Origin of the sequence: Flavicella sp., assembly GCF_037132785.1 — a bacterium.
Taxonomy (GTDB): domain Bacteria; phylum Bacteroidota; class Bacteroidia; order Flavobacteriales; family Flavobacteriaceae; genus Flavicella.
The window spans coordinates 1-15,393 of sequence record NZ_JBAHZZ010000057.1 but is presented as its reverse complement, the minus strand read 5'-3'; the positions used below and the strand labels follow the sequence as shown (position 1 = coordinate 15,393).

Annotated in this window: 10 protein-coding genes; 4 read left to right on the top strand and 6 right to left on the bottom strand. The window is 30.8% G+C overall.

What is annotated here, in order from left to right; genetic code table 11:
* Nucleotides 1–293: 293 nt before the first annotated feature.
* The 5 genes from V5787_RS03640 to V5787_RS03620 all read right to left on the bottom strand — a co-directional run bounded on the left by V5787_RS03640 (nt 294) and on the right by V5787_RS03620 (nt 6,425).
* Nucleotides 294–971 (bottom strand): DUF2461 domain-containing protein, encoded by a 678-nt coding sequence (locus V5787_RS03640; protein ID WP_336891916.1) that lies wholly within the window; start codon nt 969–971, stop codon nt 294–296.
* Between the two features lie 102 nt (nt 972–1,073).
* Nucleotides 1,074–4,409: a preprotein translocase subunit SecA gene (gene secA / locus V5787_RS03635; protein WP_336891915.1), complete on the bottom strand. Its 3,336-nt coding sequence runs from the start codon at nt 4,407–4,409 to the stop codon at nt 1,074–1,076.
* Between the two features lie 339 nt (nt 4,410–4,748).
* Nucleotides 4,749–4,970: a DUF2795 domain-containing protein gene (locus tag V5787_RS03630; protein WP_336891914.1), complete on the bottom strand. Its 222-nt coding sequence runs from the start codon at nt 4,968–4,970 to the stop codon at nt 4,749–4,751.
* Between the two features lie 104 nt (nt 4,971–5,074).
* Nucleotides 5,075–5,638 (bottom strand): cob(I)yrinic acid a,c-diamide adenosyltransferase, encoded by a 564-nt coding sequence (locus V5787_RS03625; protein ID WP_336891913.1) that lies wholly within the window; start codon nt 5,636–5,638, stop codon nt 5,075–5,077.
* A gap of 10 nt (nt 5,639–5,648) precedes the next feature.
* Nucleotides 5,649–6,425 (bottom strand): class I SAM-dependent methyltransferase, encoded by a 777-nt coding sequence (locus tag V5787_RS03620; RefSeq protein ID WP_336891912.1) that lies wholly within the window; start codon nt 6,423–6,425, stop codon nt 5,649–5,651.
* 92 nt (nt 6,426–6,517) lie between these two features.
* On the opposite strand from V5787_RS03620, the gene V5787_RS03615 reads away from it, so the two are divergent.
* Nucleotides 6,518–7,306, top strand: coding sequence for a polysaccharide biosynthesis/export family protein (locus V5787_RS03615; RefSeq protein WP_336891911.1), 789 nt, complete (start codon nt 6,518–6,520; stop codon nt 7,304–7,306).
* Between the two features lie 9 nt (nt 7,307–7,315).
* A complete protein-coding gene (locus tag V5787_RS03610) occupies nt 7,316–9,778 on the top strand; it encodes a polysaccharide biosynthesis tyrosine autokinase (RefSeq protein ID WP_336891910.1) in 2,463 nt (820 codons plus the stop codon).
* Here V5787_RS03610 and recG read toward each other — a convergent pair.
* Nucleotides 9,775–11,874: an ATP-dependent DNA helicase RecG gene (recG, locus tag V5787_RS03605; protein WP_336891909.1), complete on the bottom strand. Its 2,100-nt coding sequence runs from the start codon at nt 11,872–11,874 to the stop codon at nt 9,775–9,777. The genes V5787_RS03610 and recG overlap by 4 nt on opposite strands.
* 564 nt (nt 11,875–12,438) lie before the next feature.
* On the opposite strand from recG, the gene V5787_RS03600 reads away from it, so the two are divergent.
* On the top strand, nt 12,439–13,641 hold the full coding sequence (locus V5787_RS03600) for a methyltransferase domain-containing protein (RefSeq protein WP_336891908.1): 1,203 nt from the start codon (nt 12,439–12,441) through the stop codon (nt 13,639–13,641).
* 535 nt (nt 13,642–14,176) lie between these two features.
* Nucleotides 14,177–15,079, top strand: a complete 903-nt coding sequence (locus V5787_RS03595) for an SMP-30/gluconolactonase/LRE family protein (protein WP_336891907.1) — start codon at nt 14,177–14,179, stop codon at nt 15,077–15,079.
* The last annotated feature ends 314 nt before the right edge of the window (nt 15,080–15,393 follow it).

The window sequence follows — 15,393 nt, the reverse complement described above, 5'->3', positions numbered from 1 at the left end:
TCTAAAAACTAAAGGAAAATGAACCAAGAAAGAGATCCATAACTAACATAAACAATGAAAATAAGGAAAAAAACATAAATTTTAGATTTAAAAAGTAAAAATTGAAATCTAAAACTGAAAAGAGCATTATGCAACGGTCTTTAATTATACCAAATAAACATCAAAATGATTGATTAAATTAGTTTCTATGTCCGTAAAAACAACATGAATAACACCATTTTAACATTTAAATGACGTAATATATATCAGACCTGTACCATAAATTAAATCTCACTGATTTAGTTTTCTTATAATTAGCGTTCTAACACTGAAACACCATTGATATCTGTAGTTAAAACATCCGACATATAATCAAAAAAAGGTCTTAACGCTAAATAAGACTCTTTTAATTTTTCTCTAAAATTAAGAGCTAAGACTTCTTTATCAGTAAATTTCCGTGACACTATAAATGATTTTTTTCGAATCAAATCAATTGCAGCATGATTTTTATCAAAACCTCTTGGAGCTGATTTAACTTCATCTCCTTCCAACTTCCCAAAAAAAGATTTGAAATTATCATTTGCTATAATTTCTCTTATTTCAGTATCATCCGTTTCAAACTCTTTTCTTATTCGCATTAAATCTGCCGAATTGGGCTGAAAAAAACCACCAGCCATCATACTTTCTCCAGGAGAAATTCTTAAATAATATCCTCCACGTAAGTTTTCTGTTGTTCGTGAAAAACTTACACCTCTATGATTCTTATAGGGTGTTTTATCTTTAGAAAATCGAACATCTCTATAAATTCTAAAAATTTTCATTTTTTCTATACTGTCGTTTTCATTTAAATCTTCCAGTACCGAATTATAAAATATTTTTAGCTTTTGTTCTTCTTCCTTAAATTCGTTTTTGTGTTCTTCAAACCAAACTCGGTTGTTATTTTCTATTAAGGCTTTCAGAAAACTCAAAGAAGACTCAGGTACTTGTATCATATGCTAAATTATTTTTAGTGTTCAAATTACACAATAGCTGTAATTCTACAAATATAAAACTTAGATAAAACAAAAAACGGAGTCGAAAGACTCCGTTTTCAATTAATTATTTACTAAAACCCAATCTCCTTTGTCGAGCATCGGTATGGCTTGTTTATATTTTACTTCTTTATTTTCACCAGTCATTATATTCTTAATGGTTACTCTTTCATTTCTACCAATTTTACGTTCTTCACGCACTATGGTTTCCGTAACCTTTTGCTCTCTAGCATCGTGAGGCATTGAAGACTGTGACATATTTTGAACTTCTTCTTTGCTCAAATTTAATTTCTCTCTCTTTTTAACAGGAGCTTCAGAAATTTGACTTGCATTCTGTGTTGGTAGCTCTCCCTTAAATAAGAACGATAAAACTTCTTTATTAACTTTATCCAACATTGATTTAAACAATTCAAAAGCTTCAAACTTATAAATTAACAAAGGATCTTTTTGTTCATAAGATGCATTTTGAACAGATTGTTTTAAATCATCCATTTTACGTAAATGGTCTTTCCATGTTTCATCTATAATTGCAAGGGTAATATTCTTCTCAAAATCACTAATCAACGTTTTTCCTTCAGATTCGAATGCTTCTTTTAAGTTTGTTACTACCTGTAATGTTTTTGTACCATCAGTAAATGGGACTACAATTCGCTCATACTTATCCGCTTCATTTTCATATACATTCTTAATAACAGGAAAAGCTATTAAAGCATTTCTCACAACGTTATCTTTATAATGTGCATAAACACTATCGTATAAATCATCTACTATTTTATCCGCTGATATACTTTTAAATTCTTCCTTCGTAAAAGGTGATGCCATTCCAGAGAAACTAATCAATTCAAATTCAAAATTCGTATAATTATCGTCTTCTTTATTAGCAACTACAATAGAAGAACATGTATCATAAATCATGTTTACAATATCGATTTGCAAACGTTTTCCATCCAAAGCATGGCGACGTCTTTTATAAACAACCTCACGTTGAGCGTTCATAATATCATCATATTCTAACAAACGCTTACGAACACCAAAATTATTCTCTTCTACTTTTTTCTGTGCACGTTCAATAGATTTTGAAATCATAGAATGTTGAATCACTTCACCTTCTTCTAACCCCATTCTATCCATCATTTTTGCAATTCTCTCCGAACCAAAAATACGCATCAAATGATCTTCTAAAGAAACATAAAACTGAGAAGAACCAACATCTCCTTGACGACCAGCACGACCTCTTAACTGTCTATCCACACGTCTTGAGTCATGTCTTTCTGTACCGATAATAGCCAAACCACCTACAGCCTTTACTTTATCAGATAATTTAATATCCGTTCCACGACCTGCCATATTTGTCGCAATAGTAACCATACCCCAATTCCCTGCATCTGCAACAATTTGTGCTTCTTTCTTATGTAATTTTGCGTTTAAAACGTTGTGTTTAATTTTTCTAAGTGATAACATTCTAGATAATAATTCAGAAATTTCAACGGAAGTAGTTCCTACTAGAATAGGACGTCCTTTGTCTACCAACTTTACAATTTCATCAATTACAGCACTGTACTTTTCTCTCGTTGTTTTGTAAACTAAATCTTCTTTATCATCACGTAATAAAGGTCTATTTGTTGGTATTACAACAACATCTAACTTATAAATCTCCCAAAACTCACCTTCTTCTGTAATCGCTGTACCAGTCATTCCTGCAAGTTTCCGATACATTCTAAAGTAGTTTTGTAAAGTAACTGTCGCAAAAGTTTGGGTAGCTGCTTCAATTTTCACATCCTCCTTTGCTTCAATTGCTTGATGCAATCCGTCTGAATAACGACGACCGTCCATAATACGACCTGTTTGTTCATCTACAATTTTTACTTTATTATCCATGACAACATACTCTTTATCATTTTCAAATAAAGTATATGCTTTTAACAATTGATTCAATGTGTGGATACGTTCACTCTTAATACTAAAGTCGTTGTACAACTCTTCTTTCTGAGCAACCTTTTCCTCTACCGAAGCTTCGCTATCATCAATTTGACCAATTTTCACTCCAATATCTGGTAGTAAAAAGAAATCTTGATCTCCTTCTCCAGACAAATGTTGAATTCCTTTATCCGTAAGTTCAATAGAGTTATTTTTCTCATCAATAACGAAATGCAATTCCTTGTCAATTTTTGGCATTTCTTTATTATTATCTGCTATATACGTATTCTCGGTCTTTTGAAGTAATTGTTTTATTCCTTCTTGACTTAAAAATTTTATCAATGCTTTATTTTTCGGAATACCACGATACACACGAAGTAACAAAATACCTCCATCTTCAGTGTTCCCTCCAGCAATTAACTTTTTAGCCTCCGCCAATACGCCTACTAAATATAGACGTTGAATTCTTTCTATCTCCTCTACTTTAGGTTTTAATTCGTTAAATTCATGACGATCTCCTTGAGCAATTGCTCCAGAAATAATTAATGGAGTACGTGCGTCGTCAATTAATACAGAATCAACTTCATCCACTATGGCATAGTTTGGTGCCCTTTGAACCAATTCTTTTTGCGAGTGCGCCATGTTATCTCTCAAATAATCAAATCCAAACTCATTATTTGTCCCATATGTAATATCAGAATTATAAGCTTTTCTTCTTTCTTCAGAATTTGGTTGATGATGGTCAATACAGTCAACTGACAATCCATGAAATTCCCAAATAGGTGCCATCCATGCAGCATCTCTTTTCGCTAAGTAATCATTTACCGTAACAACATGTACACCCTTACCTGATAAAGCATTTAAAAAAATTGGTAATGTTGCAACCAATGTTTTTCCCTCTCCAGTCATCATCTCTGCAATCTTACCCTTATGTAAAACTGAGCCACCTATTAATTGAACATCATAATGAATCATTTCCCAAGTAACTGGAGTTCCTGATGCGTCCCAAGAAGTAGCCCATTCAGAATTGTTCCCCTCTAAAGTAATATACTCTTTAGTGCCAGACAACTCTCTATCAAATTCCGTTGCCGTAACAATTACCACATCATTTTCTGTAAATCTTTTTGCTGTTTCTTTCACAACAGCAAAAGCTTCAGGCATGATTTCTTCCAACACCAATTCAGAAACCGAATATGCTTCGTCTTTTAGGCTGTCTATTTCAATAAATATTTGTTCTTTTCTATCAATATGGGCTTCAATTGCCTCGGCCTCAAGTTCTATTAATTTGTCATCAATAGATTTTGTAGCTTCTTTGATTAACTGTTTGAATTTTTGCGATTTCAATCGTAAATCATCATTGCTAAGAGAATTCATCTCGGCTTCAAAAGCTCGAACTTTACCTACAATTGGTTGTAATAATTTTAAGTCCTTTTTTTGTTTGTCTCCTACAAAAATTTTAAGAACTGAATTTAAGATACTCATAATTTTATTTCTTTAAACAACACAAATGTTGTTGATTTTGTTTCTATTAATATATTATACCGTTTTGATTTTTAAATGACGTGTTAAATTCGTTTCTTATTCATATTTCACATAAAAAAAAACAATAGCGGTGCTATGCTTCGATTTTTATTGCTCATCTGAATAAAAAATAATCCAAATTATTAGTACGCTATTTAAAAATAAAATTGGTTTTAAACAGTTTCCTACTCAAAAATAAAAACATAAACAATGACTTTTAAGTAAAAAAAACTCTTCTCCAAAAATACACAAAAAAAAAGCCTCAATAGAGACTTTTAAATGATAATAATTGTTTTTTTTCTAATATTCATCCTCGTTCCAGAAATAATCTTCTTCCGTTGGATAATCTGGCCAAATTTCAACAATTGATTCGTAAGAATCTCCTTCATCTTCCATACTTTGAAGATTTTCAACAATTTCTAAAGGAGCTCCTGTTCTAATAGCATAATCAATCAATTCATCCTTTGTTGCAGGCCATGGTGCGTCTGCTAAATACGAAGCTAATTCTAAAGTCCAATACATCTTACTAAAAATTATTTTTGTTTGTGCAAAAATAATTTTTTTTATTAAAAAAGCAAGTTTTTTTTCATGTAATTCATTAATTTAAAAGAATATCTGTTTTTTAACTAAGGAATCCATTTGATTTCCGTTGCCTTATTATCAAAAGTCAACTTCCGTGCCAATACGAAAAGATAGTCAGATAGTCTGTTTAAATATACGAGTACGCTATCCTCAATCTCCTCATATTCCGAAATCTTTACAACCAATCTTTCAGCTCTTCTGCAGATTGACCTAGCTATATGACAATATGAAACTGTACTATGGCCTCCTGGCAATACAAAATGAGTGATCTTGGGTAATGTCTCTTCTATCGAATCTATTTCTGATTCAAGAAATAAAATCATTTCGTCAGTTACTTTTGTATTAGCAAGTCTTTTTTTTCCGTTTTTTAAAATTTTCTTTTCTATGGGAGTTGCCAAAACGGCACCGACAACAAATAAATTCTTTTGGATTTCAATAATACTATCCAAAGTATGCTTATCTATTTTCTGATCTCTAATCAGTCCTAAAAAAGAATTTAATTCATCTACCGATCCGTAGGAGTCGATTCTTAAATTTGATTTTGACACTCTAGTTCCTCCAAACAAACCAGTCATTCCTTTATCGCCTGTTTTTGTGTAAATTTTCATAAACTCATTTTTAAAGTCGAATTGTAAAATGTTCTTTCCTTTGTTCTTTTCTAAAAAACACAATTCCCCATTGAAAAATATCAATTGTAACTGTTACCTCTGGATGTTTTTTAATTTCATCCCATGCTTCACACATTCCTTGACTCCAATGAATATCATCAAAAATAAAGATAGAATTATTATGTTTAGCCTTTAAACATTCCTTAAAATATCCTAAAGTAGCTGTTTTCGTATGATTACCATCAAAATAAACAACATCATAATTATTATTTTTCACTGCCTTTGGCAATGTTACTTTAAAATCACCTAGAACAACTTTGATGTTTTTTAATCCGAACCGATCAAATTGTTCCTTTGCAACTTCTAAAGTGTTTTTGCATCCTTCTAAGGTCGTTAATAACATTTTTGGTTCTTTCGCTTGTAAACATAATGTAGCCAAGCCCAAAGAGGTTCCTATTTCTAAACATGTTTTCACCTCAAAATAAGACATCATTCGCATCAATAACAAACCATATTTTCTTTTTATCCCAGCAACTTCAACTATTTGAGATACTTTTCTTATATTACTTTTAAAAACTCTTGAACCTGCACCATATTCCTCAATACAAACAACCTTAGAAGAGGTTTTAAGATTGAATCTATATTTTTCAAAAAAAGAAACGTCCTCTTTTGATGCCTTTTTATAAAGGCATTTTGTTATAAAATCATACACAAACGGAGAATGTACTCCGTGTTTATTACAAGAATTTGTAAGATGTTTTATATACTCTTTAAAATGAAAAAACATTAGAAAACCTTTTATTAACAGCAAAAGTAAAGGAAAATCCGTTGTTTATAACCAATAAAAATTATATTTGTAAATCTTTAAAATAAGTATCTATGAACAAAATGCTATTCTTAATTATATACATAGTAATACTAACCTCTTGTGTTCCACACAAAAAACTAGTTTATTTTCAAGGAGAACCAATTAAAAAAGAAGAAATACACAAAGTAAACGACATTCCATACAAGTTACAAACAAACGATATTATATCGATAACCTTAAAATCAAAAGACGAAGAACTCGTTGCTTTATTTAATAGCAGTAATTCTAGCGACTCTAACTTTTCTAACAACCTCAATGGAGATCAATTATATTTTACAGGTTATACTGTTGATGATCATGGAAATATTAGACTACCATATATAGGAAATCTAAACGTTTTAGGATATACGATTGAAGAGGTAAGAGAGAAGGTGAGATCCGAATTAAAATATTATCTCAAATTTGATAAGAATATTTTTGTTAATGTAAAACTTGCTGGAATCCAATATACCATACTTGGTGATATTGATTCCCCTGGCACACATATCATTTATCAAAATAAGGTAAATCTAATAGAGGCTATTGCAAATGCAGGCGACATCATGGATACTGGTGATAGAACCAAAGTTGAAGTATTGAGAAAAGAATTAGATGGGATAAAAAAATACACTGTTGACATCACCAATATAGATGTATTTGATTCAGAGGTTTTTAATATCCTCCCACATGATATTGTTTATATCAATCCTATAAAAACAAAATCTTGGGGAATTGGAACAACTGGACTACAAACATTTACAACTCTTGCTTCTGTGTTTTCTATTATTGCAACAACAATATTATTAATAAAATCATTTTAATACAGCTTTATGAATTCCAAACCTTCTTCAAACATCGATTCTAGGGAAGAGAACTCAATAGATTTTAAATCTTTGCTATACACAATAATTAGTCATTGGAAACTTTTTGTTATTACTATTATTATAGGTTTAAGCATTGCCAAATTTAAAAATGGATACGAAGAAAAATCATATACTATACATACTACAATTAATATAAAAGAAGAGCACAACCCATTATTCTCTTCAAGTACAAATATTGCTTTTAACTGGGGAGGTACTAGCAATAATGTAGAAGCAATTAAAGCTAACTTTATATCTAGAACTCACAATGAAAAAGTAGTTACAAAATTAAAATATTATATTGAATACCTCGAAGAAGGAAAGTACAGACTAGAAGATGTTTATGGCAGAATTCCTTTTGAAATAATCACGAATACTTCTGACTATCAATTGGCAAATCACCTTATTGAGATTCAGTGTATAGACAATAATAAAGTTAGGGTAAAAGTGGATTTTGCAACTATTGAATCCTCAAAACAACTTATAGAATATGATAATCAAAATCAAATTTCATACACTCCTACTCACTTAATTTACGAAGAAACGTTTGATATATCAGATACTATAACAACCCCTTTTAGTAAATTTACAATAGAAAAAAAACATAACTTTAAGGTATCTCAAAAATATTTTATACGATTTAAAAACATCAATAGTATCGTTGCTAAGTATCGTAACATATATATTAAAACTTTTAAAACAGGAACCTCTTTACTTGACCTTTCTCTTTCAGGACCAAACAAGGATCGAATTATAGATTACCTAAACACATCTGTAGAAGTCTTAGGAAACGATCAAAAACAATATAAAATTGCCTATGCAATTAAAACTAAAAATTATATAGACACTCTATTCAGTAATGAAGCAAAACACCTTGCTGAATTAGAAATTGAATTATCTAAATTTAAAGATTCAACAAATTTATATAATATTGAATCTGAAGGGACTAGAATTCTCGAAAAAATCACAAAAATAGACGATGTATTACTTCTTAAAAATAGAGATATCGACTATATACAAACCCTAAGAAATTACCTTCTTTCCTACGATCAAAGAACAAAAGATATCCCTGCTCCAACAATCGCTGAAATTAGCGAACCTACTACAGTTTTAAATACACAAGAATTAATTACTCTTGTAACATTAAAAAACGAACTTGAAGATGCAGGAGTAACGGCTAATCATCCAAAAATGATTGATATTCAAAATAGAATTACTTCTAGAAAAAAAATAGTCATTGAAAACCTTAGTTCCCTGAAAGATAAAAAACGAAAAGATATTGCAATTTTAAACAAAAGACTTAGCAAACTAAATCAAGAGTTAAAAAGAATTCCAAAACTAGAACAAGAGTTAATAAAATACTCTAGAAATTATCAACAAACAGAAAACAATTACACCTATTTAAAACAAAAAAGCTACGAAGCAGGAACTGCTATTGCAGCAAATGTCTCTGATATTAAAATCTTAGACAAAGCAAAAGATGTTGGACAAGGATCATCTAGACCAAGAACTTCATTTAATTACCTAGTATCAATCATGTTGGCCATATTGTTTCCTTTGATGTATATCGTTATAAAACAATTACTTGATGACAGTATCAACTCTGTTGAAGAAATAGAAAAATTGTATTCTATCCCTGTCTTAGGTGTGATTGGAAAAAACACAAGTAAAAGTAATTTAGTGCTTTTTGATAGACCTAAATCTTCTGTAGCAGAATCTTTTAGAGCATTGAGGTCTAACTTAAAATTCCTAATACCGTCATCAAAAGAAAATACGTTTCGAGAAAACAAAACCATTTTATTTACTTCTTCAGTAAGTGGAGAAGGAAAAACAATGGTTTCCATAAACATGGCAACCGCTTTTGCTTTAAGTGGAAAAAAAACAATCTTAGTTGGACTTGATTTAAGAAAACCAAAAATCTATGATGATTTTAAGGTTGACAATAAAATTGGTATTGTTAATTATTTAATTAATCAAAAGACAATTAAGGAAATTACACATAAAACGAAAATTCCTAATTTGGATTTAATTGTTTCAGGACCAATACCTCCAAATCCATCTGAGTTGATTTTAAGCGATCACACTATTAAATTATTTAAAGAGCTAAAATCTAATTATGATTATATAATTATTGATACTCCTCCAGTAGGGTTAGTCTCTGATGCTTTAGAACTTTTAAAATATACTGACGCTAACATATATATAATCAGACAAGGTTATTCCAAAAAAGGAATGATGAAGATGATTGACAACAAATACATCAATGGAGAAGTGAAAAATATCGGTTACATTTTGAATGATTTTTCTACCACCGGAAAATATGCATATGAGTACGGCTATGGATATGGTTACAGCTATCATGAAAATGAAAAACTATCCTTTTCAGATCATCTTAATAAAGCACTAAACATATTCCGTAAGAATAGCTAGCTAATATTTGACCAAAGACTAGATTTTTTAGAAATCTTATTATAAATAATTGAGATATTTTTGTTTTTCTCTTTTACTAATGATGGATCGTCTTTTAAAACTTCTATTGCAGCTATTCTTGCTTGTTGCAGTATTTTTGTGTCCTTTAGCAAATTGGCAATTTTTAAATTTAATACACCGCTTTGTTGAGTTCCCATTAAATCTCCTGGCCCTCTTAATTTCAAGTCTACTTCTGCTATTTCAAATCCATCTGTAGTTGCTACCATAGTCTGAATTCTTTTTTTTGCATTTTCAGACAATTTATAACTTGACATCAAAACACAAAAACTCTGCTCTGCTCCTCTCCCAACTCTCCCTCTTAATTGATGCAACTGAGACAAACCAAACCTCTCTGCACTTTCTATCACCATAATACTAGCATTTGGCACATTCACCCCAACCTCGATAACGGTAGTTGCTACCATTATCTGTGTTTCTCCATTAATAAATCGTTGCATCTCATACTCCTTATCAGCAGGTTTCATTTTACCATGCACAATACTTATTTGGTAATTTGGCACAGGGAATTCTCTTGAAATACTCTCAAATCCATCCATCAAGTCCTTATAATCCATGGCTTCAGATTCTTCGATCAGCGGATATACAACATACACTTGTCTACCTTTAGAAATCTCATCTTTCATAAACTTAAAAATTCTCAATCTATTCTTATCAAATCGATGAACTGTTTTTATTTCCTTCCTCCCAGGAGGTAATTCATCAATCACAGAAACTTCCAAATCACCATATACACTCATAGCTAAAGTTCGAGGAATAGGAGTTGCTGTCATCACTAAAACATGCGGTGGTTTAATATTTTTCATCCACATTTTAGACCTTTGTGCTACCCCAAAACGATGTTGTTCATCTATCACCACCAATCCAAGATTCAAAAATTTCACTTTATCCTCCAATATCGCATGGGTTCCCACAAGTATATTTAACTCACCGTTTTCTAAACTTTTATGAATTTCACGCCTTTGCTTCGTTTTCGTAGAACCCGTAAGTAAAGAAACAGTAACCCCAATATCTGATAATTGCTCATGAATTGAATTAAAATGCTGTATGGCCAAAATTTCCGTCGGAGCAATAATGGTTGCTTGAAATTCATTATCCAACGCAATCAGCATTGATAAAATCGCTACAATCGTTTTTCCTGAACCAACATCTCCTTGTAACAATCTGTTCATATGAATTCCTGATCCTAAATCTTTCCTTATCTCTCTCAAAACTCTTTTTTGAGCGTTTGTGAGTTCAAAAGTCAATTTGGTTTTATAAAACAAATTAAAATAAGTTCCAATACCTGAAAACTTAAAACCAATTATTTTTTGATGAACGTTTATTTTCCGGTGAAGCAATCCTATTTGAATAAAAAACAACTCTTCAAACTTCAATCTATTTTCAGCCTTAGTTAAATATTCTTGGTTCTTAGGAAAATGTATATTTAATAAAGAGTCTTTTTTTGTTAAAAATTGAAATTCCTCAATTAACTCAGAAGACAAGGATTCCGATATACTCCCATAATATTCTCTAAACAAATGTTCAATAATAGTACATAACACTTTATTTGTAATACCACGAGAATTTAATTTTTCAGTTGATGGATAAACAGGTTGAATTCCTGGTCGTAGTCCTTTTTCATATAAAGCAAGTAATTCAATCTCTGGATGGGCGATACTAAAATTACCATTATAAAAATTCAACTTACCAAAAACCACATAGGTCTTTCCTTCTTTAATAGAATCTTTAATCCATTTAACTCCCTTAAACCAAACCAACTCAATACTACCCGTTGAATCCTTAAAAGAGGCAGATATCCTCGAACCTTTTTTTTGATGTATCGTCTTAAAATTAGAAATTTGTCCAATTAACTGTACTTCCGAAGAATTTGGCTCTAACTCGTTAACCATATAAAACCTGCTCCTATCTATATATCTAACAGGAAACAGAGAAAACAAATTTTCCACCTTTTTAATCCGTAATTCAGACAACAATAACTCTGCCCTCGCTGGACCAACTCCTTTTAGATAAGATATAGGTATATTAAAGTCTGGCATTGGTATATAAGTCAATTATTTTTCCAAAATTACAAAATTACAATTGATTGTATAGGGTTCCCCTATATAGTTCAGGGCAGAATCATACTTTTTTATAAATAAACCATATCCTAACTGTATAAGTTGTAACGATTTACATAAAGAAACAACTGGAATCCCACTTTATTCCATTCAAAAGAAAAAAACTCAAACGAAGCAATACTAGTATGCCTATTAAGAAAATATCAGAAATAGTAAAACAATATTAAAAAAGTGATTTGTAGCAATTATAATTTCAGACAAATCATATAGTATATTTCAACTTTTAAAGGAAAATTAGAGGATTATTAGAACTTCGCTAGAATGTTTAATAATTCTGACCTTGTAATAATTTCATAAGGTTTTTCAGTTGTTATAACTTGCTCCAATACAAGGTTATTTTCACAAGCCCAAGCACTATCCATTTGTCTTTAAGTCTTTTTACAACATAGAAAAAGTAATTATTTGTGATTTTTCTAAAAAGAAAAGATAGTTTTCCGTTCAACCGTTTGATTTAAGTACCTTTGCTCTTCCAAATTAATGACAATGCGTTTACATAGAAATTTAGTATTTACAGTTATAGATTCTTTAAATTCAATATTTAACGAAGGCGTTTATGCAGATAAAGCAGTTGAATCTGCACTAAAAAAAGACCCTAGATGGGGAGCCAGAGATAGGAAATTTGTAGCAGAAACAATCTATGAAATTGTTCGGTGGAAACGTCTATACAATGAAATTGCAGAAACAAAAGATCACTACTCTCGTGAAAATTTATGGAAACTATTTACTGTTTGGGCTGTTCTTAGAGGCATTGAATTACCAGATTGGAAATATTTCACAAATGCTCCCATTAGACGTATCAAAGGGAAATTTGATGAAGTACAATCTGTTAGAAAAATCAAAGAATCAATTCCTGATTGGTTAGATGAACTTGGTGTTGCTGAACTTGGAGAACAATGGGATAAAGAAATTAAAGCATTAAATATACAAGCTCCTGTTGTTTTAAGAACTAATACATTAAGAGGTACTAGAATCAATTTAGAAAAAAGCCTAAATGAAAATGAAATAGAAACTCTTGTTGATCCAAGGTTTAAAGACGCTCTTATTTTAAAAGAACGTAAAAATGTCTTTAGAACAGATGCATTTAAAAGTGGGCTTTTTGAGGTTCAAGACGCATCATCTCAACTAGTAGCTGAGTATTTAGACGTAAAACCTGGTATGCGTGTAATTGATACTTGTGCTGGTGCAGGTGGGAAAACATTACACTTAGCAGCTTTAATGGAAAATAAAGGTACTATAATAGCCATGGATATTTATGCGGGAAAATTAAAAGAACTCAAAAGACGTGCAAAAAGAGCCGGTGCTCATAATATTACTACCAAACCTATAGAATCTACAAAAACTATTAAAAAGTTACATAACAGCGCCGATAGAGTTCTTATTGATGCTCCTTGTTCTGGTTTAGGAGTTCTTAAAAGAAACCCGGATGCAAAATGGAAGTTGCAACCTGAATTCATCAATAATATTAGAAAAACTCAACAGGAAATCATTAAGAACTATTCAAAATTAGTTAAGAAAGGCGGAAAATTAGTATACGCTACTTGTTCTGTTCTTCCATCAGAAAATCAGAATCAAGTTGAAAAATTCTTAGAATCAAATTCAGAGTTCAAATTAATTCGACATAAAACTATTTTACCATCCGAAAGCGGGTTTGATGGATTTTATATGGCATTACTTGAGCGCATGTAGACAAATAACAACTTAAATCCATATTTAAACCCAACTATTAGAGGGTTTCGATTTTTATTGTTTTTTTAAAGGAAGTGTAAAAAATTGACCAACGGTCTAAAACAGCAACCCTAAAAAACGAATTGAATATTTAGAAACAGACACAGTGATTGGAAAAAATCATCAACAAGCGTAACCATAAACGATAGATATTGAGGTACGCTAAAGATGAAAAACGTTAAAATCAGAGATGCTTATTCTGTAAAAAACTACAATTTACCTACTGATAGATTGATCTCACTATTCTATGTACAAAAACTTCTGACAATGGAAAAAGACATCAATTAAAAACTCATATATTTGTAATGAATAAATTATTGTTAATTAAGAAGTTGCGTTTATAAATTGAGCCCAAGTAAATAACAAAAATACTTATACTAACTTTATCAATATTTTTGATGATAAAACTATTGATACAAAATTTATCTGGTTCAAGAACGTAGTTTTTTACAATAATTTTATTGTTAGATACCATAAAACAACAAATAAGTTTAAGATGAAAAAATTATCATACATGTTGATTACTTTAACAATTTTATCTTGTGCAAATCAATCAAAAAAACAGAAGAAAGAAGTTAAATCGGAATTAGCAACTATTTATAAGGTAGAAAAGTTGGCTGGTGATTTTAAATTTACTGAAGGTCCTGCGGTTGACCCTGAGGGAAATGTTTATTTTACTGATATTCCTAATCACCATATTTTGATTTGGACAATAGATGAACAATTGGACACAATCCGGGTAAACAGCGGACGTGCAAATGGCTTGTATTTTGATAAAAAAGGAAATTTACTAGTCTGTGAAGGTGAAAAAGGACAGATTACTTCAATAAGTCCAGAAGGAAAACACAAAATTATTGCCGCTACTTATAAGGGCGTTAGATTCAACCAACCCAATGACTTATGGCCAGATGGAAAAGGTGGAATTTATTTCACCGATCCCAAATATGGAAAAAATGATAAAGAATTAAACCAAGATGGCATGCACGTGTATTATATCAGCCCTGACCACTCAACAGTTGTTAGGGTATGTGATGATTTAGAAAAACCTAATGGCATACTTGGAACCCAAAATGAAAAAATACTTTATGTGACAGACGCACAAGCCAAAAAAACATATAAATATGATATTCAAGAAGATGGATCATTGGAAAACAAAACACTTTTTATTGAATTTGGTTGTGATGGCATGACAATTGACAAAGAAGGAAACATATATTTTACCACGAGTGGAAAAAAAGCAGTGGACATTTTTTCTCCTTTAGGTGAATTATTAGAATCAATTAAAGTACCCGAAAAACCTTCTAATATCTGTTTTGGAGGAAAGAACAGAGATCAACTTTATATTACTGCCCGTACTTCAATTTATAGAGTTAAAATGAATACGCAAGGGGTAGATTAATCAAATTTAAACGAATAACTAAGTTTCAAACAGCTCGTAAAGCAAAGACTAACCTCCTTTCAATAACCTAACACAACAAGTTTAAAATATTAAATTTGTAAAATGAAAGTAAAAAAACAACTATTTTGACGCTTGTTTTTTGTTTATCGTAAGGACAAAGGTTTTATAGCCATCTTGAATTCAAGAACTTAACGCAACAAATCAAAATCTTAAATTTGTTGTATGAAAACAAAAACACATAGCCGCTTATCGTTAAAAGAACGTGTTGTAATTGAGACATTATTACAAGAGAACAAGGCTAAAACTTATATTGC